The organism is Streptomyces sp. DSM 116795 (assembly GCF_055792905.1).
The window spans coordinates 1,512,052-1,530,307 of record NZ_CM147707.1; the positions used below are offsets into that span (position 1 = coordinate 1,512,052).

The window sequence follows — 18,256 nt, forward strand, 5'->3', positions numbered from 1 at the left end:
TCGGAGGGCGGTCATCCGGTGACACCGGGTGGCCGCCCTTTCATGTCCGGGTCCATATCCAGGTCCATATCCCGGGCCGGGTCCCGCCGGGCCCGCAAAAAGGCCGGGGCGAGCGGGCGCGGGCTCCGTTGCGGGCTTGAGACTCCGCCCTTCCGCTATCAGCGAACAACCCCCGATGGATGTGTTCATCCGCTGTGTTCGCGGACGAGGCCCGCCACGGCCGAGACACGGGTGTAGACGCCGGGCCGCCCCTCCTCGCCGCAGCCGGCCCCCCACGACACGAGCCCCACGACCTTTCCGTGCGCCACCAGCGGTCCGCCGCTGTCGCCCTGGCAGGCGTCCCGGCCGCCCTGCGCGACCCCCGCACACACCATGGATTCCTTGTCGAAGGCCCCTTCGGAGCGGCTCGGGTACGCACGGGCACAGGCCGAGTCCTCCAGCATGTCCACCTCGGCGGCACGCAGCTGCGGCGCGTAGTCGCCGTTCCCGCTGACGTCGCCCCAGCCGTAGACCTCGGCCGCGGAGCCGGGGGTGTAGCCGCGGTCGCCGCTGCCGGCCATCGCGATCGTGGAGCCCTCGGGCATGGCCTCGTCGAGAGTGAGTACCGCGATGTCGCCCGTGTTCGTCCCGGTGTCGTAGCCGGGGTTGATCCACTTCTTGCGCACCTTCACCTCGCGCCCGGTGTCCTCACCGAGATCGTTCCGCCCGGATATGACGTGCAGGTCGTCGACCTCTCCATGTGCGACTCCCAGCACCTCCCGGCTCAGGCAGTGCGCGGCCGTGATCACCGTACGGGCCCCCACGAGCGCCCCTCCGCAGAACTGGCCGGAACGGGCGTCCCCGAAGCGGTCACGGCTGCCGAGCGCCACCACCCACGGGTGCTCCGCGGCGTCCACGGCGCGGCCGCCCACCACGGCCCGGTCCCGCGCCTGGGCCTGTGGCGCCGGCAGAAGCGCGAGCAGGACGCCGAGCAGCGCGGGTATCAGCGAGGGCAACGGGAGAGCGCGCAGCGGACGCATACAGCCTCCTGGCGGTGACGGCCCCGGGGAAGGCCTTCCGGACCATCAAGAGTGATCCGGATGGAGCAGCTCCGCATCCTGAGGGGAAGGTGCCTACGCACGGCAGGGGCCGGTGACCCTTGGTAAGGTCACCGGCCCCTGTCTCAGGTGCCTGTCTCAGGCGTAGTGCTCAGGCGTCCTGTGCGTCCTGAGCACCGCCGCTGCTCTCCTCAGTCCAGGTAGTCGCGCAGGACCTGGGAACGGGAGGGGTGGCGCAGCTTCGACATCGTCTTGGACTCGATCTGACGGATCCGCTCGCGCGTGACGCCGTACACCTTGCCGATCTCGTCGAGGGTTTTGGGCTGACCGTCCGTCAGTCCGAAGCGCATCGACACCACGCCCGCCTCACGCTCGCTGAGCGTGTCCAGCACCGAGTGGAGCTGCTCCTGGAGGAGCGTGAAGCTGACGGCGTCGGCGGGGACGACGGCTTCCGAGTCCTCGATGAGGTCGCCGAATTCGCTGTCGCCGTCCTCACCGAGAGGCGTGTGCAGCGAGATCGGCTCACGCCCGTACTTCTGGACCTCGACGACCTTCTCCGGCGTCATGTCCAGCTCCTTGGCCAGCTCCTCCGGGGAGGGCTCGCGGCCAAGGTCCTGGAGCATCTGCCGCTGCACGCGGGCGAGTTTGTTGATGACCTCGACCATGTGCACCGGAATGCGGATGGTGCGGGCCTGGTCGGCCATCGCGCGCGTGATCGCCTGCCGGATCCACCACGTCGCGTACGTCGAGAACTTGTAGCCCTTGGTGTAGTCGAACTTCTCGACGGCGCGGATGAGACCGAGGTTGCCCTCCTGGATCAGGTCCAGGAAGAGCATGCCGCGGCCCGTGTAGCGCTTGGCCAGGGAGACCACGAGGCGGAGGTTGGCCTCCAGCAGGTGGTTCTTGGCGCGGCGGCCGTCCTCGGCGATGATCTCCAGCTCGCGCTTGAGCTTGGGTGCCAGCTTGTCCGTGGCGGGTGCCAGCTTGTCCTCGGCGAACAGGCCAGCCTCGATACGCTTCGCGAGCTCGACCTCCTGCTCGGCGTTGAGCAGGGGAACCTTGCCGATCTGCTTGAGGTAGTCCTTGACCGGGTCGGCGGTCGCGCCGGCTGCGGCGACCTGCTGGGCCGGGGCGTCGTCCTCGTCGTCGTCGGAGAGGACGAAGCCCTCGTTCTCGTTCTTGACCTCGGCCGTGGGGCCGTCGTCGGCGCCGGGCTTGTTCGCAGGCTTGGCCGGTGCTTCCTCGGCCGACTCGTCGCCGTCCTCGAGGATCTCGTCGACGACGGACTTCTTGGCGGCGGTCTTCTTCGGAGCGGCCTTCTTCGCCGCCGCCTTCTTGGCCGTCTTCTTCGCGGTGGCCTTCTTGGCGACGGCCTTCTTGACCGGCTCGGCGGCCATCTCGGCGGCGACCGCCTCGACGGCACTCACGTCGACGACGTCCTCCGCGATCGCGGCGTCGGCCTCCGCCGGCGCCGTCTCCGGATTGCCGGCCGCCTTCTTCGCGGCCGCCGACCTGGCCGGAACCGTCTTCGTGGCGGTGCGCTTGGCGGGAGTCTTGGCCGCAACGCTCTTACGGGTGCGCTTGGGGGCCTCTGCGGCACTCACCATCAGCGTCACACCCTCCTCGTCGAGGATCTGGTTGAGGCTGCGCAGTACGTTCTTCCACTGGGTTGGCGGAATCTGGTCAGCCTCGAAGGCCCGACGCACGTCGTCGCCGCCGATCTGCCCCTCAGCCTTTCCCCGCTCGATGAGCGCCACCACAGATTCGGATTCGGCGATCTCCGCGGGGAGCGTACGGGATGTGCTGGCCGACACGAACAACCTCTCGGAACGATGGAAACGGCAAACCGCCGGTGGGGATGAACCGACGGCGCGGGTTCGGCTGGGAAGGGATACAGCGCCTGTACGAGCACCGGCTGCGGGTGCCGTATTCCCTCCTCGGCTGTCACCTCTTGAGTCATCGCGCTGTGACGCGAAGCGTTACGGGCAATACACGTGGCCCGGGTCACACCCTTCTCCATACATTCTGGAAAGAGGTCGACGAAAAGGACGCCACTCCCAGGAAGCTGCCCCGCATGCACGAGGGCGGAAACGGATGCGCCGCCGGAATTCGGCGGCGCATCCGATTCCGCAGCGGAACGAGGCCTGCCGGACGCGACCGGCGTCACCATGCGCCCGCCTGCGGTCGGCACGGGGCGGCCCTCGCTGCTCTGCGGCCGCGGCCTCAGTGCTCGCGCGGCGGGGGGACCACGTGGTCGGCACCGGCCGCACCCGAGGCGGAGCCGCCGCTCCCGACTCCGGGCTGCGAGACCGGGGGAGCCCCGGCGTCGGGGCGGCCGCTGAGGACGTGCCGCATCGCCGACTCGGCGGCGGCGCCCTCACCGGAGGCGAGCGCGTCGACCACCCGCTGGTGCTGGGCGATCGAGGCCTCCGTGGCGACGTCGCATCCCGTACCGGAGCCGCCGGACACCTGGAGGGCAGCGCAGACGATGCCCGAGAGGTGTTCGAGCATGCGATTCCCGGCCGCCTGCAGAAGCTGGCCGTGGAACTCGGCGTCCGCGCGGGAGAAGGTCAGGGTGTCCCCCTGGCCGACGGCGTGCGTCATGATCTCCACCATGTCCGCGAGGCGCTGCTGCACCTCGTCGCGTACCTGGCCGGCGGCGAGACGCGCGGCCAACGGCTCGATGGTGCTTCGCAGTTCACGCAGCTCCCGGCGCTGGTCCTCGCGCTGCGGACCGAAGGCCCGCCACTCGATGATGTCGGGGTCGAGCAGGTTCCAGTCACTTACGGGGCGCACCCGGGTACCGACGTTGGGCCGGGCACTGACCAGCCCCTTCGCCTCAAGGACGCGGAGGGATTCGCGGACGACGGTGCGGGAGACCTCGAAGCGGTGGCCGATCTCCTCGGGGACGAGGGGACGGTCGGCCCCCAGGTCACCGGAGACGATCATCTGGCCGAGCTGCTGGACGAGTTGGCCGTGCAGACCGCGGCCGCGGCTGCCGGCCGCACGCCGGCCGGCGCGGTTGATGTCGGCCTCGGAGCCTTGCCAGGCAGGGACGTTGCTGGTCGTGCGTGCCGTGCCGGAGGACTCGGCATACGCGTAACGGTCGAGTTCGCCCGGGCCGGTGAGGCCGGAGTCGGCGGAGCGAGCGGAGGTCATCATGGAGTGCGCAAGGGTAGTCACGCATCCTTTGTCGGCGGCCCTCCGGGCGGCCTTGAGGGCTTTGGTGAAAAGCACACGAAAGGGTGATCACTGACTTCGGGACAATTGACGCCTTATCGGAAAGAAGGCGTTGCCCCGGGGTCATCTCCTTGTCATATGCGGCATGTTGATGCGGAAGGGCTGCCTGCGAAACGAGGCTTGAGGTGTCGCGGCGGCGCTATCTGACCTTGCTGTTCAGGACGGTGACGAGGTATCCGGCGAGCAGCACCGTCAGCGACAACGCCAGTGCGGAGCCGACCGGTTGGGAGGCCAGTTCCAGCACGGCGGCCACCCAGCGTTCGGTTCCCGGAGGCCAGGGCACCAGCAATGCGGCTTCCAGACGTCCGGGAAGTCCGCCGGCGGAACGGTCCGGACCCGGGGCATCGCCGAGCAGCGTCCGTACAACTGGCGCGAGCAGCAGGGGAACCATGACCACGACCGCCGTGCCCACCGCGCCGGACCGGAAGATTCCCGCAGCCAGAACTCCCGCCCAGGCACAGCCGACCGCGAATGCGGAAACGGCCGCGATATGCAGTTGCCACGAGCCGTCGGCCACAGGGGTCGTGTCCGAGGGGAGCGCGAGGGCTTCGGAACCGAAGAGCAGCGTCACGCCTGCTGCGTTGACGATCGCGACCATGACGCTGAGCAGCAGGGCCAGCGTCGCCGAGACGGCGAGTTTGGCCGCGAGGAGGCTGAGACGGCGCGGTACGGGCGAACGGGCCGGCGCGAGCGCGGGATAGCGGAACTCCTCACCGAAGGCGAAGGCCCCCAGCAGCCCGGCAGCGACGGCCGCGGGCGGCAGGAGGAAGACGCCCCCCGCGGGCCAGCCCGTCAGGAGGCGCACGGCCGGTGTCAGGGAGTCGCCCGAACCGGACGGAAGTCCCGCGCCCGTGCGCGCCATGACGAGACCGACGCAGAGCGCCACCAGCAGCGTCAGGGCCATCGCGGTCCAGGTGCTGCGGATGCTGATCAGGCGGCACAGCTCGTAGCGCAGAGGGGCGGCAGGGCCGGGACGCGCGATCGCGTGCAGCTGCGGCGGTAGTTCGGCGGCGGCACGTGCGGGCGGGCGGCTCGGGGCCCAGGGGGACGTGGACTTGGCAGAGGCGGAGTTGGCGGACTCGGCGGAGTTGGGGGAGGTGGACTCGGCGGGGGTGGACCTGGCGCGGATGTCCGGGTCGGCCAGCGGCTTCAGCACGATGCCGGGGGCGGGGGCGGTGGTGGCGTTGGACGGGGCGGCGAGAGGGCTCTCGCTGAGCCGGACCGTCGGTGCCTCCGAGGCGATCGTCTCCGAGTCGGCCTCGGGATCCGTACCGGGACTTGCGTCCGGGCCGTTCGGAGGCGTGTCTTCGCCGGACGCGGTTCTCGCGTACGCCGATTCGGGCAGGGCGGGGGCTGCGGTCGTGGCGGACGCCGGTGCAGCCGCAGAGCTCGTGACCAGCACGGGCGCCGGCTCCGCGTCGGGGTCGGCGTCGGAGTCGGGGTCGGCGTCGGGGTCCTGTCCGGAGTCGTGCCGGAAGTCGGATCCGGGGTGCGGCTGCTGCTCCGAACTCACCGTTCCGGGGCGGGAGTCGGGCGCGGCGGCGTCGTCCGTGGCCGGGTCTTCGAGCTCCGCGAGCTCTTCGAGTTCCAGGAGTACCGGGTCCGTTGTGGGTCCGGGTCCGGGTCCGGGTCCGGGTCCGGGTCCGGGTCCGGGTTCGGCAGGTGTCCCCTCGCTTTCCGGTTCCGAAGCCACGGGAGCGGAGGTGGGCGCGGCGGCGTCATCGGCGGCTGCCGCCTCGGCTTGCGCCGACGCGGTCGCTGCGGCTGCGGAGACGGGCGCGGCCTTGCTCCGGGACGCCCCCCGTCCGTCGGCGCGGTCGAGTGGACCAGGGGCGTGCGCGTCTCCGGTGTCCCCGCTCTCGTCGGTCAGTTGATGGACGAGGATGCCGTTCCGGTGGGCGCACTCCCCGACTTCGGCACAGCTGCTGCCGTAGACCGAGACTCTCGTGCCTCCTTCGCGTACGACCTTGAGGGGGCCGTTGTCGCGGTCCTTGCCCGCCTTGCGTCCCTCCTGCGTGAGTACGGCGACGAGGCGTTCCGCATGCGGGGTCCGCACGGCGACGCGCGGGCGGAGGCGGGTACGCACGAAGTCCGCGGCGCCCTGGTCGGCGATCAGCCGGCCCAAGTCGATGCTGACGACGCGGTCGGCCAGTTCGGCCGCCTCTTCGGAGAGGTGTGAAGTGACCAGGACGGCACCGCCCTGGTGCGCGTATCCCCGGAGCAGTGAATAGAGCCAGGCGGTCTCCCGAGGGGACAGGCCGTTTGCCGGTTCGTCGAGGACCAGCGTGTGCGGATCTCCCAGCAAGGCGCAGGCCATGCCCAGGCGTCGGTCCATTCCGCGGGAGAACGTGCTCATCCGCTGGTCGGCCAGGCCGCTGAGACCGACGACGTCGAGTACGTCGTCCGCTCGGCCGGCCGGGACACCCGCCGCAGCGGCGAGCATCCGCAGATGGCCGCGGGCGGTGCGGCCTGGGTGCCCGTTCACTTCGCCGAACAGCACGCCGACTTCGCGGGCGAGGTTCGTGATGCGGTGTACGGGACGCCCCCGGAAGAGGGCCGTTCCGCGCCCGGCCTGAAGCTGGAGCATGAGACGCAGGGCAGTTGTCTTACCCGAGCCTTCGGGTCCGTGGAGAACGGTGACTCTGCCGGGACGGGCCTCGAAGGTGAGGTCGTCGACAGCGGGCTTGAGTTGGTGACGGCGAGGCAGGCTTGTGAGCCCGATTGCCTGGATCATCGCTTCTCCCGCGTACGCATGGGGGATGCACTCAGGAAAGATAACGCGACATGTCATGGTTTCACCGGCAATGCACCGCGCCCGGCCGAGTCCGTTGGCGGAGTGCGCGCTATGGGCGCGGGTGAATACCCGTGTGCGGATTGACCGGTGGGCGGTGCCTGGGACGGCGCCGGGGGCGGTGCAGGCGGCGGTGCGGGGGGTCAGACTTCGGGGCGCAGCATCGGCGGGTTGAGCAGAGTCGCGCCGCCGGCTCGGAACAGCTGTGCGGGACGGCCACCCTGACGCGTGGTCGTTCCTCCGCTGGGGACCAGGAAGCCTGGTGTCCCGGTCACCTTGCGATGGAAGTTGCGCGGATCGAGTACCACTCCCCAGACCGCTTCGTAGACCCTGCGCAGCTCGCCGACCGTGAACTCCGGTGGACAGAAAGCGGTGGCGAGCGACGAGTACTCGATCTTCGAACGCGCCCTTTCCACGCCTGCCGCGAGGATCTGGTCGTGGTCGAAGGCCAGAGATGCCTTGTCGCCGTCGTCAGCATGGCGACGGGCGGCATCGCCGTCGACGAGGAGGTCGTCGACAGGAGCCCAACGGGCGCCCCGTGCGTCTCCTCCGGGCGTGGGTGACGGCAGGTCAGGCGCGAGGACGAGGTGGGCGACACTGACAACCCGCATCCGCGGATCGCGGGCGGGATCGCCGTAGGTCGCCAGTTGTTCGAGATGCGCATGGGGAAGTCCGCCGACCGTGTCGTGCGCCTGCAGGCCCGTCTCCTCGGCGAGTTCACGCGCGGCGGCCGAAGCGAGATCCTCGTCTTCCCGGACGAATCCCCCGGGGAGTGCCCACTTGCCCTCGTACGGTGCTTCGCCACGACGTACCGCCAGTGCACAGAGCGCATGTCTGCGCACCGTGAGCACCACGAGGTCGACGGTGACGGCGAAGGGAGGGAAGGCCGACGGCTCGTAGGGCATGCCATGATCATAGTCGTCTTCCTGACGATAATCAGGCAGTTCCCCGCGGCTCTTCAACCGCGGCGCGGGCAATGATCCGGGCCGCGCTCCAGACCGCCTCCGGTGCTACTGCCGCGGGCGTACCGGCTGTTGGTGCACCGACCTTCCCTCAGTCGACGATTCTCACTCCGTCCGCCACCTCCTCCACCTCTCGCTCCCCGGTGCCGCTCACCCGGACGGTGAACGGCTCCCCGGCGACACGCAAACCGGCGAACCGCACTGCACCGAGCGACGGGTCCGGCAACGGCCGCACGGACACCGTTCCCGCCGGGACGTCCGGGCGGACCCCGGCGAGCGTGACGAGCAGATGCACGGCTCCCGCCGCGGCCACCGCCGCGGGCCGGCATGCCGCGGGGTGCGGAAGCGGCACACCGCCTCCGGGCCGCTGCTCAGCCGCATACATCTCGGGCAGCCGGAAGCCGAACGACGCTGCCGCGTCGAGCACTCCGTGCAGCAGTGAACATGCCTCCTTCTCATGGCCCGCCGCGGCGAGCCCGGCCACCGCGCTCACGGACTCCTGTACGCGCACGGCACCGCCACGATGCCCGAACGGGTTGTGCCGCGCGTCGCCATGGCCGAGGCTGCGCAGTCCCCAGCCGGAGTCGAGTTCGGGACTCACCAGATACCGGCAGAGCTGTTCCGTCTGCACCTTTGTCAGCAGCCCGGCGGCGGGACGACCCCCTCCGGCCAGGCCCGTGTCAAGCAACTCCACTGCGGCGGAACTCAGATGAGTCAGGGCGGCCCCACCCCGGGTGCGGACCGCCACGGGTCTCGCTCCGGTCCCCTCTTCCAGCCAGAACTCCTCCCGGAAGCGGTGGGCCAGCTCCTCAGCCCACTCCCGCAGCGCTTCTCCCCCGTCGCCTCCGCAGGCGTCGAGGAGGTCGGCGCCGAGCAGCGCCGCGCGGTGCGCGCTCGCCTGCACTTCGCAGCGGTACGGGCCGTCGGGCGCCGGGTCGGGCACGAACATCCCCTCTCCCGCGGTGTTGAGCATCCAGGTCAGGCACCGTTCGGCGGCAGGCAGGAGCTGCTGCGTATCGCACTCGGACAGGCCCCACAGCCGTGCCTCGGCCAGGACGGCGGGAAAGAGCAGGGTGGCCTCCGTCCCGCTGCAGCTCGGCGGGGCGTACGGGCCGGCATGACGCAGCGCCCCTGGGAGGCGGCCCGCATCCGGGCCGGGTCCGCCGAGCTGGCCACGGGCGAGTGTGCGCAGGGTGCCCGCCGCCAGGCGAGTGCCGAGGGGCAGCACCATCCGGGCCGCACGGAGGGACTCGGCAGGGGCCAGGGCGCAGCGCCACGGTGCTCCCGCCGCGAGATGCAGGTCCGACGGTGCGGCCGGATCGTGCATCAGCAGCGAGTTGGCGTCGTCGAGGCCGGCGCTGAAGAGCGCCACGACCCTGGGGTCGTCACCGTCCGCACGGGCACCGCGCCAGAGCCTCGGCGGCCGGCCGGAGGCGAGGAGGGAGACGGGGCCCGCGACGCTCTTCCTGCTGCTGCCCCTGCTCTTGGCCTTGCCCTTCTGGACACCGGTGGGTTTCGAGGGCGTCCGTACCAGGTCGGTCCTGAGGACGATGCTGCGTTCGGAACCGGGTTGCAGCTCCCAGTCCCATCTCAGCAGTCCCAGCTGAGCCCAGCGGGTGTCCGGCTGTGGCTCCGCGGAGACGGCGGCGCGGAGATTTCCGGCCGACCACGACAGGCCGGAACCGTGAACCGAGGCCGGAAGCTCGTTACCGGCCCGTCCGACTGCGATGGCGGCGATCTCTGCCAGGTCGGTGCCGAGACGCAGCTCGAGAGGCAGCCTCACCGGCCGCCCGCCGGTGTTGCGCACGGTGACGCGCTCCGTGCCGTCCGCCGATCTCAGCCTGTCGACGACGAGCGCCGGGTCGGGCCCGGTCCCGACCGTGGTCCGCGCTGTTGCGGTGAAGCGGGCCTGCCTGGCGCTCATCATGCGTCCCTGCAGCGGGAGCGGCTCCTTGCCGCCCAGGAGAAGACGGCAGCGAGCGATAACTCGTCTGCCCGCGTAGTAGAAGCCCTCCATGCCTTCGCCGTTCAACTGGCCGTGCTCCGCGGACACCGCGAGATGCGGTGCGGCGACGCAGATCAGCGCGGCATGGGCGGACTGGTGCTCCGCCGCGCGCGGCGGGGGCTCCGCAGGGGTGCGTCCAGAGGCGGACGTCTCTCCCCGCTCAGCGGAACGAGCGGGTGGCGCCACGGCCGGCGAGTGCCGGCCCGGGGTGCGCGGCTGCGGCGAAACCGGCTGCGACATCGTGGACATGGACGTACCTCCGCTTCCTCTTGTGTGTGGCCCTGTCTGGGCCGGGGCTGGAGATGAGCGGCGTCTGCACAGAGTTGAACGGCTGACGAGCATGCTGGTCACGGCACACTGCAGGCCGTGGGGCCGGCAGGGCCGCGCTTGTCCTCCGCCTGGCGCACAGCCCTCTCCTTGCGCATGCAGCGGCGCAAGGGCTCCGGATCCATGCCGTCGTTGAAGGCGCGGTGAAGCAGCTGTGCGAATACGTAATCGGGGTCGCTGCGAAGGGCACGGTCGAGGGCGACGCGGGCAGAAGGCCCGTCTCCGGCGGACCAGGCGACCCAGCCGGCGAGCGTCAGAGGAGCCGCCGCGTGCTCGCTGTACGGCCCGACGCAGCGCCGGGACAAGGCACGCCAAAGCCGCAGCGCAGGGCCCGAGTCGGAGCCTTCCATCCACTCTGCCGCCCGGTCACGTGTCCGGCGGTCCTGGAGGCCGAGGATCACCGCTGCCGCGTCGTCATGGCCGAGGAGCCCGTCGTCGTGCTCGTCGGCGAGGACGCTGTCAGCCTGATCCGGAACTGCCTCACGGAACCGGTCCAGCAGCGACCGGGCCAGGCGCAGCGTCTCCGCTCTCACGACCGCACAGCCGTCCGGGGCCAGCATGCGGGGGACGAGGGCCGAGCTCGCGGAATCGAGAGCGCGTTCCTGCGCCTCGGCCACACCGGACCCGAGCGCGGTCAGCCGTCGTTCCATCTCCCGCAGAGAGCCCCGGACTTGGATTCCCGCATAGGCAGCAGCGGCTGCCATGGCGGATGTTCCGGTCGCGCCCAAGGAGCGGCCTTCGGGCGGGCAGCATGCCGAGTCGGGACAGCAGTAGGACCAATAGGAGCCGTCCGACAGGCAAAGAGCCTCGTAGACGGGAATCTCCCGTGCCCCGCAGGCCGTACGCAGCGCCTGAGCGAGCGGTCGCAGGCGCTGCATCACCTCCTCCTTCTTCTGCCCGGCGCCGGGATCCTGGCAGAGGAAGACGATGGCTCCTTCGGGCCGCCGGCCGTCCGCTCTCACTTCGCCCTCCAGACAGGCGGCGACCTGCTCGGAGACGGCGCCCCATTCTTCGCAGGCGGTGGGGATACCGATCCGGATCCGCCCGCCGAAGCGCCCTCGCGGACCGTGCAGGGCGACGACCACGATGGAGTCGTCCGGATAGAAGCCGAGCAGGTACGGAAGGGCGTCGGCCAGCTCGGCCGGGCTGCGCAACGCGATCTCGCTCTTCGCCCCGGGCGGTGCGCCGGCGGGGGCGGTGGCCCCAGGCTCGCGCGGTGTGCCGTCCTCGCTGTGGCCGTGGTGGCCGTTGTCTCGCTGAGTCATGACGCAACCGTGCCGGGAACGAGTCGCTGTTCGTCATCACTTATCCACAGCCACGCCTATTCATATTGCTTTCTTACTGAAGCTCGGTTTTCCACAGGCTCATTGGCCGGATGCGTCCGGCATCCGGTTGCATGGAGCCATGAACGACACGGAACTGCGCCTCAAGGCCGATGCTGTCCTCGCCCGCCTCGTCGGCGACGCCTCGGGCGAGGCACGGCTGCGCGACGACCAGTGGCTGGCCATCGAGGCGCTGGTCGCGGACCGGCGGCGAGCTCTCGTGGTCCAGCGCACCGGATGGGGCAAGTCCGCTGTCTACTTCGTCGCGACCGCGCTGCTGCGGGCGGCCGGGCAGGGGCCCACCGTCATCGTCTCGCCCCTGCTCGCCCTGATGCGGAACCAGGTGACCGCGGCGGCGGGCGCCGGTATCCGCGCCCACACCATCAACTCCTCGAACACGCAGGACTGGGAGGCGATCCAGGCGGAGATCGCCGAAGGGACCGTGGATGTGCTGCTGGTGAGCCCCGAGCGGCTGAACAATCCCGACTTCAGGGACCAGGTGCTTCCCGAACTGACCGCGGCCACCGGCCTGCTGGTGGTGGACGAAGCCCACTGCATCTCCGACTGGGGGCACGATTTCCGGCCGGACTACCGCCGGCTGCGCACGATGCTGGCCGAACTGCCCGCCGGTGTACCGGTGCTGGCCACGACGGCCACGGCCAACGCCAGGGTGACCGCCGACGTCGCCGAGCAACTCGGCACGGGCCAGGCGGACGACGGCGCCGGCCCTGACCGGGCCGCCGGAGAGGCGCTCGTGCTGCGCGGACCGCTGGAAAGGGAGAGCCTCAGCCTCGGTGTCCTCCAACTCCCCGACGCGGCCCACCGAATGGCCTGGCTGTCCGATCACCTCGAGAAGCTGCCGGGCTCCGGCATCGTCTACACCCTCACGGTCGCGGCCGCGGAAGAGGTGACGGCGTTCCTCCGAGGGCAGGGACACACGGTGGCCGCCTACACGGGCAAGTCGGAGAACACGGAACGGGAAGCCGCGGAGGCGGACCTGCTGGCCAACCGGGTCAAGGCCCTCGTGGCGACGTCCGCCCTGGGCATGGGCTTCGACAAACCCGACCTGGGCTTCGTCATCCATCTCGGCTCCCCTTCCTCCCCTATCGCCTACTACCAGCAGGTGGGCCGCGCCGGCCGCGGCGTGGAGCACGCCGAGGTGCTGCTGCTGCCGGGCCGGGAGGACGAGGCGATCTGGCGCTATTTCGCCTCACTCGCGTTCCCCTCCGAGGACCAGGTGCGCAGGACTCTCGATGTGATGGAAGCGGCGGACAGGCCGCTGTCGCTGCCCGCGCTGGAGCCGCAGGTCGAGCTGCGCCGGTCGAGGCTGGAGACCATGCTGAAGGTGCTCGACGTGGACGGCGCGGTGCGGAGGGTGCGCGGCGGCTGGACGGTCACCGGCAGGTCGTGGCAGTACGACGCGGAGCGCTACGCCTGGGTGGCCCGCCAGCGCGAAGCCGAACAGCAGGCCATGCGGGACTATTCGGCGACCAGGGGCTGCCGGATGGAGTTCCTGCGCCGCCAGCTCGACGACGAGGAGGCGGCTCCGTGCGGACGCTGCGACAACTGCACGGGCCCACGGTTCACGGCCGATATCTCCGCCGTCACCCTGGAGGCTGCCCGCGGTGAACTCGCCCGGCCGGGAGTCGAAGTGGAGCCGCGCAAGATGTGGCCGACAGGTCTGCCGGCGATCGGAGTGGACCTGAAGGGGAAGATCCCTTCCGGTGAACAGCCCGCGACCGGCCGGGCGTTGGGCAGGCTCTCGGACATCGGCTGGGGCAACCGGCTCCGCCCGCTCCTCGCACCGCAGTCGGAGGACGGCCCGGTGCCCGATGACGTCGTCCAGGCGGTGGTGGACGTGCTCGCCGACTGGGCCAAGGCTCCCGGCGGTTGGGGCACGGGAGCGCCGGACGCCCCGGCCCGGCCTGTAGGCGTGGTCACCATGGCATCGCGGTCTCGGCCCCGACTGGTGCAGTCACTCGGCGAGCGCATAACGCAGATCGGGCGCATGCCGCTCCTCGGCACGGTGGCGTACGCGGAAGGTGTTCCGGCCGTCGCACCCATGCGCAGCAACGGGGCACAGCGGCTCCGCGCACTGCACGGGTCGCTGATCCTGCCGGAGCCGCTCTCTGCCGCGGTCGCGGACGCGGCCGGTCCGGTGCTGCTGGTGGACGACTTCACGGACACCGGCTGGACGCTCGCGGTTGCGGCGCGGCTGCTGCTGCGGGCGGGCGCGGAGCGGGTGCTGCCACTGGTCCTCGCCGCCCAGGGGTGATGCCCGGGCGGCCCTACGCCTCCGGGCACGCCGCCGGTGAGCGAAGGTGCGCACCCACCTGGAGGCGAGCACACAGACGCAGGAGACAGACGCCAGGACTCGGCGCCCTCGGCGCCCCTGAAGCGACGGCCGGGCCCGGAGGTGGACGAAGTCCCGCGACTCAGAGCAGTTGACGCAGACGCTGCGGGTCACCGCAGACGATCAGGCTGCGTCCCGCCTTCGTGAGCGCTGCGGGCAGTGCGTCGGCGGCCTCGGAGTCCGTGCCTCCGTTGACGGCGAGGACGACCACCGCCCGGCGCCCGACGCTTGACAACGCCGTGGTGTGTACGCAGAAGACGTCCTCACCGTCGGCAAGCTGACGCCAGTAGGCGTCCTCACCGAAGGAGAGTTCATGCTGCGCCCACGGATGCTGTTCGCCCGTGGTGACCACGAGGACGTCACCCGGAGGAGTGCCCTCGTCCAGAAGCTTGTCCACCGTCTCGTCCGCGACGTCGACTGCCGTCGCATCGGCGGCGGTGACCAGTTCGATCTGCGCAGCGGTTCGGGCGGGCGCGGCGGCGGTCCGCTGCGAACCTGCTGTGCGCACGGTGCCGGGCCGGCCCGGCGTCGGCCCCTTGCTGTCCGCGCGCGGCGGCTTGGGACGCGACGGAGCCCGGGGTCCGGGGATGGGTGCTGCGGGGCGGGAAGCCTGCGGGGTCCGGGTCGCTGCCGCGGAGTTGCGGCTGCCCGGGACACTCTCGTGAATCTGTGGCTCCTCAGGGGTGAGAGGCATGAGGTGATGTCTATCAAACGCCGGCACGAGGCACGTAAGCGGGTTCGGCCAGCGGTTTCGCGTTCGACGGCGGGCTGGTCAGAAGAAGCCCATCTGCTCGGCGGCCGGGGTCTCTTCGTCCGGGACGGCACGGGTGCGCTTGAGGTGCTGCCACCGGGGCAGCGCGTCCATGAACGCCCACGACAGCCGGTGGTGGGGGGTGGGCCCGAGCGCCTGGAGCGCGGTCTTGTGCACGGGCGAGGGGTACCCGGCGTTGTCCCCGAAGGCGAAGTCGGCGTGGGCAGTGCCGAGTTCGGCCATGAGGGCGTCCCTGCGCACCTTCGCCAGCACGGAGGCGGCAGCCACGGAGACGCAGGACTGGTCGCCCTTGATCACGGTGCGCACCTGCCAGGGAACCCCCAGGTAGTCGTGCTTGCCGTCGAGGATCACCGCGTCCGGACAGACGGGCAGGGCTTCGAGTGCACGCAGGGCGGCCAGCCGGAGTGCGGCCGTCATCCCCAGCTCGTCGATCTCGTCGGACGAGGAGTGGCCGAGGGCGTGCGCCGAGACCCAGTCATCGAGCACATCGGCCAGTTCCGTTCGCCGCTTCACTGTCAGCAGCTTGGAGTCGGTGAGGCCCTCCGGCGGACGGCGCAGCCCGGTGACGGCGGCGCACACGGTCACCGGCCCCGCCCAGGCTCCCCGGCCGACCTCGTCGATTCCCGCCACGATCTTGGCGCCCGTCTTGGCACGAATCGACCGTTCGACGCGGTGTGTTGGAGGAGTGATCGGCATGGCCGGTTCAGCGTAGCGCCGGCCTTCCTCCGTGTGCCCGCTGGGGCCACCGGTGGGGCAGACGGGGCCGGAGGGAGCCGAGGAACCGGAATCGTCCGCCCCCTCGCCCGTTCCCTCCCACGTGTCCGCCCACTTGTCGTCCTGCGGGATGCCCCAACGGCCGTGCGGCGCATACGGCTTGCCGCCCGGCTCGCCCGACGCGTCGCCGGTTGCGGGATCTTGGGGTTCGGGGTTCATGGTCAAGCGTTCACAGTGCGTCGTCCGGTTGTCGTGGTCCATGTGCCCGGTCCGCAGTCCGCAGCCGGTGGACCGTCACATGCAGGTTCCGTACGAGCGCGGGATGCACCATTGCTCGAAGGGGCGGTCGAGGTGGTAGCGCCCGTCCTTCCCCAATTCCAGCGTACGGGTCTCCGCGTTCCCGGGATTCGACAGCGACTCGAACTCGGCCACCGTCCAGTGCAGCCAGCGCATGCAGAAGAGGCGCATGGTCAGCCCGTGCGTGACGATCAGCACGTTCGGCGGGTGGTCGGGCAGCTCGAAGCTGCGCCAGAGGCTCTCCAGGAACGCACCCGCCCTGTCATAGACGTCCGCCCCGGACTCCCCCTGCGCGAAGCGGTAGAAGAAGTGCCCGTAGGCGTCCCGGTACTCCTTCTGTTTCCGTACGTCCTCGCGGTCCTGCCAGTTGCCCCAGTCCTGCTCCCGCAGCCGCGGCTCCTCCCGTACGCGCAGCAGAGCCGGATCGAGCCCGAAGGCGGCGAGCGTCTGGTGCGTGCGCCGGTAGGGGGAGACATAGGCGGAGACATGTTCTTCGCCGAAGAGCTCACGCAGCCGCTCCCCCGTGGCCTGGGCCTGCCGCATCCCCTTCTCGGTCAGCGCGAGGGCATGATCGGGCACACGCTCATAGATGGAGTCGTCCTGGTTTCCCTCCGACTCTCCGTGCCGGACCAGGACGATGCGCCTCGGTCGTGCCATATGGCCACTCTATGGCCCGCGGCGAAATCAGACGGTCCAGGAAGGTTCGAGGTCGATCACGTCCCCGGCGATTCCGGTCACATCGGCTCCCAGCTGGGCACGGAGCGCGAGTCGCTCCACCCGCTCGGTGCGGTACTTGCCGTGTTCCGCCGTCGAGTCCCACATGGACAGCACCATGAACTCGTCTTCGGTCTGCGCCTGTGTGAACACTCCGCGCAGCATGCCGGGCGACCCCGCCATCGCCGGGTTCCAGACCTTCTCCTGCATCAGCGTGTAGTGCTCGATGCGGTCGCCGCGCACTCTGCAGTGGGCGACCCGCAGCAGATCGGCGTCCGCGAAGACGGGCCGGAAGCCGGTCTTCACATCGAAGCGGTATTCGAAGAGGCGCACCCGCATGTCTCTGTACGTGCCGACCTGGGCCGCGTGCAGCCGGTCATGGGACCGCGCCATGAACGAGTCGTAGAAGGCACGGCTCTCCCAGAAGCCGAACAGATGCGCCACACCCTCCCTGGCGCGGCTCCATCCGCCGCCCTGACCCCGGAAACCCGGCTCACCGAGCAGCCCAGCCCACTTCCGCTGTCCCCGCTCGAACCCCCGACGGTCCACGACGGTGCAGCGCATCCACTTGACCAGCACCGCGCCATCGTACGGCCAACCGGGTGACCAGTCGTACGCACACGGTCCCGCGCGCCCCTCGCGCCGGGGGCCCAACCGGCGCCGCGGATCACCTCCCGCGGCCGTCCCGCACCGGGCTCGCCGTGGCAGCCAGATACTCGGCGTAGGTAGTGAGTCCCCCAGCGTGTGCGGCCTTCGTCATGTCGTGTGCCGCCGTCATGTGGTGCCCGGCCTTGTAGCCCCGCGCCGCCCTGCCCGCGAGCGGGACCGGCAGCAACGGACGGCGACGCCCGTACGCATCGAGAGTCAGCCGGGCCAGCTCACGGGACGTGCGCACCTGGGGTCCGCCCATGTCCGGCACCCGCCCCGCGGGCGGTCCGAGGGCAAGCTCCACCAGGCGTTCCGCGACCTCCTCCACCTCGACCGGCTGGAAGGACAGGCCGGCGGGGAAGAGCGTGAAGGGCAACCACCGCTGCGCCGTGGTGAGACGCGCGACCAGATCGTGGAACTGGGTGGCGCGCAGGACCGTCCACGGCAGTCCGCTGTCCTGGACGACGCGCTCCGCCTCCAGCTTGGCCCGGTAGTAGAAGAACGGCACCAGGTCGACTCCCACGATGGAGATGTAGACCAGGTGAGGGCTGCCGCCCGACCGTCTCAGCGCCTCGGTCAGCCGGTTCGTCCCCACGACATCCTTGCGGGTCCCGCTCGTGGCGCAGTGGATGACGCTCGCGACTCCCGCCACCGCGGCATCGAGGCCGGCACCCGAGGTGAGATCCCCTGTTGCCCATCCGGGCACGGCGGGCCCCTCGCCCGTGCCCGCAGTCGCGCCGGCCCGAGCCGGAGCCTCGCGCTCCGGGTGCGTACGGCGGCTGAGCACCCTGACCGCCTGCCCGCGCGCCAGCAGCTTCCGTACGACCTGGCGGCCGAGGGTGCCCGTGCCTCCGGTGACCAGGACCGGGCCGACCGGGCCTGCCTCTCCTGTGCTCATGCCGTTCTCCACTCCACGAGTCCCCGCTCCGCATGCGGCGCCGCCACCGCCACCCGCGCCGCCAACCCACGCCGCACTCCACCGACCCGGCAACAGCGGAGGCGGGGACCGGCGCATCCGCCGGTCCCCGCCTCGTCGCCCTGGTGCCGCCCTCGTCAGGCGTCACACATCAGCGG

At 70.8% G+C, this 18,256-nt stretch carries 13 protein-coding genes; 1 reads left to right on the forward strand and 12 read right to left on the reverse strand.

The window, feature by feature from the left end; all coding sequences use genetic code 11:
• Window positions 1-185: 185 nt before the first annotated feature.
• From ACSMXX_RS06465 to ACSMXX_RS06495, 7 genes are all read right to left on the reverse strand, one after another.
• Window positions 186-1,019, reverse strand: coding sequence for a serine protease (locus ACSMXX_RS06465; protein WP_473183079.1), 834 nt, complete (start codon window positions 1,017-1,019; stop codon window positions 186-188).
• A gap of 209 nt (window positions 1,020-1,228) precedes the next feature.
• Window positions 1,229-2,851: an RNA polymerase sigma factor gene (locus ACSMXX_RS06470; protein WP_473183080.1), complete on the reverse strand. Its 1,623-nt coding sequence runs from the start codon at window positions 2,849-2,851 to the stop codon at window positions 1,229-1,231.
• A gap of 409 nt (window positions 2,852-3,260) precedes the next feature.
• Window positions 3,261-4,274 (reverse strand): FadR/GntR family transcriptional regulator, encoded by a 1,014-nt coding sequence (locus ACSMXX_RS06475; protein ID WP_473183081.1) that lies wholly within the window; start codon window positions 4,272-4,274, stop codon window positions 3,261-3,263.
• A gap of 142 nt (window positions 4,275-4,416) precedes the next feature.
• Window positions 4,417-7,011 (reverse strand): ATP-binding cassette domain-containing protein, encoded by a 2,595-nt coding sequence (locus ACSMXX_RS06480; RefSeq protein ID WP_473183082.1) that lies wholly within the window; start codon window positions 7,009-7,011, stop codon window positions 4,417-4,419.
• 200 nt (window positions 7,012-7,211) lie between these two features.
• The gene (locus tag ACSMXX_RS06485) at window positions 7,212-7,973 is read right to left on the reverse strand and encodes an NUDIX hydrolase (protein WP_473183083.1); all 762 of its coding nucleotides are present in this window, start codon (window positions 7,971-7,973) and stop codon (window positions 7,212-7,214) included.
• Window positions 7,974-8,121: 148 nt separating this feature from the next.
• Window positions 8,122-10,284 (reverse strand): glycogen debranching N-terminal domain-containing protein, encoded by a 2,163-nt coding sequence (locus ACSMXX_RS06490; protein WP_473183084.1) that lies wholly within the window; start codon window positions 10,282-10,284, stop codon window positions 8,122-8,124.
• Between the two features lie 98 nt (window positions 10,285-10,382).
• Window positions 10,383-11,627 carry a DUF4192 domain-containing protein gene (locus ACSMXX_RS06495; protein WP_473183085.1) on the reverse strand — a complete coding sequence of 415 codons (1,245 nt, stop codon included), beginning with the start codon at window positions 11,625-11,627 and terminating at the stop codon, window positions 10,383-10,385.
• A 139-nt stretch (window positions 11,628-11,766) separates the two neighbouring features.
• On the opposite strand from ACSMXX_RS06495, the gene ACSMXX_RS06500 reads away from it, so the two are divergent.
• Window positions 11,767-13,959, forward strand: coding sequence for a RecQ family ATP-dependent DNA helicase (locus ACSMXX_RS06500; protein ID WP_473183086.1), 2,193 nt, complete (start codon window positions 11,767-11,769; stop codon window positions 13,957-13,959).
• A gap of 160 nt (window positions 13,960-14,119) precedes the next feature.
• Here ACSMXX_RS06500 and ACSMXX_RS06505 read toward each other — a convergent pair whose 3' ends face one another.
• From ACSMXX_RS06505 to ACSMXX_RS06525, 5 genes are all read right to left on the reverse strand, one after another.
• Window positions 14,120-14,545 carry a hypothetical protein gene (locus ACSMXX_RS06505; protein WP_473183087.1) on the reverse strand — a complete coding sequence of 142 codons (426 nt, stop codon included), beginning with the start codon at window positions 14,543-14,545 and terminating at the stop codon, window positions 14,120-14,122.
• 264 nt (window positions 14,546-14,809) lie between these two features.
• Window positions 14,810-15,505, reverse strand: coding sequence for a ribonuclease HII (locus ACSMXX_RS06510; protein ID WP_473184665.1), 696 nt, complete (start codon window positions 15,503-15,505; stop codon window positions 14,810-14,812).
• A 312-nt stretch (window positions 15,506-15,817) separates the two neighbouring features.
• Window positions 15,818-16,477 (reverse strand): histidine phosphatase family protein, encoded by a 660-nt coding sequence (locus ACSMXX_RS06515; RefSeq protein WP_473183088.1) that lies wholly within the window; start codon window positions 16,475-16,477, stop codon window positions 15,818-15,820.
• Between the two features lie 27 nt (window positions 16,478-16,504).
• Window positions 16,505-17,113: a YdbC family protein gene (locus ACSMXX_RS06520; protein WP_070010587.1), complete on the reverse strand. Its 609-nt coding sequence runs from the start codon at window positions 17,111-17,113 to the stop codon at window positions 16,505-16,507.
• Between the two features lie 88 nt (window positions 17,114-17,201).
• Window positions 17,202-18,080, reverse strand: coding sequence for an SDR family oxidoreductase (locus tag ACSMXX_RS06525; protein ID WP_473183089.1), 879 nt, complete (start codon window positions 18,078-18,080; stop codon window positions 17,202-17,204).
• Window positions 18,081-18,256: the final 176 nt, after the last annotated feature.

What these genes read in the sequence shown, in the direction of transcription:
- ACSMXX_RS06465 (WP_473183079.1), bottom strand. Translation starts at nt 1,019, where the DNA reads ATGCGTCCGCTGCGCGCTCTCCCGTTGCCCTCGCTGATACCCGCGCTG.
- ACSMXX_RS06480 (WP_473183082.1), bottom strand. Translation starts at nt 7,011, where the DNA reads ATGATCCAGGCAATCGGGCTCACAAGCCTGCCTCGCCGTCACCAACTC.
- ACSMXX_RS06485 (WP_473183083.1), bottom strand. Translation starts at nt 7,973, where the DNA reads ATGCCCTACGAGCCGTCGGCCTTCCCTCCCTTCGCCGTCACCGTCGAC.
- ACSMXX_RS06490 (WP_473183084.1), bottom strand. Translation starts at nt 10,284, where the DNA reads ATGTCCACGATGTCGCAGCCGGTTTCGCCGCAGCCGCGCACCCCGGGC.
- ACSMXX_RS06495 (WP_473183085.1), bottom strand. Translation starts at nt 11,627, where the DNA reads ATGACTCAGCGAGACAACGGCCACCACGGCCACAGCGAGGACGGCACA.
- ACSMXX_RS06500 (WP_473183086.1), top strand. Translation starts at nt 11,767, where the DNA reads ATGAACGACACGGAACTGCGCCTCAAGGCCGATGCTGTCCTCGCCCGC.
- ACSMXX_RS06510 (WP_473184665.1), bottom strand. Translation starts at nt 15,505, where the DNA reads ATGCCGATCACTCCTCCAACACACCGCGTCGAACGGTCGATTCGTGCC.
- ACSMXX_RS06515 (WP_473183088.1), bottom strand. Translation starts at nt 16,477, where the DNA reads ATGGCACGACCGAGGCGCATCGTCCTGGTCCGGCACGGAGAGTCGGAG.
- ACSMXX_RS06525 (WP_473183089.1), bottom strand. Translation starts at nt 18,080, where the DNA reads ATGAGCACAGGAGAGGCAGGCCCGGTCGGCCCGGTCCTGGTCACCGGA.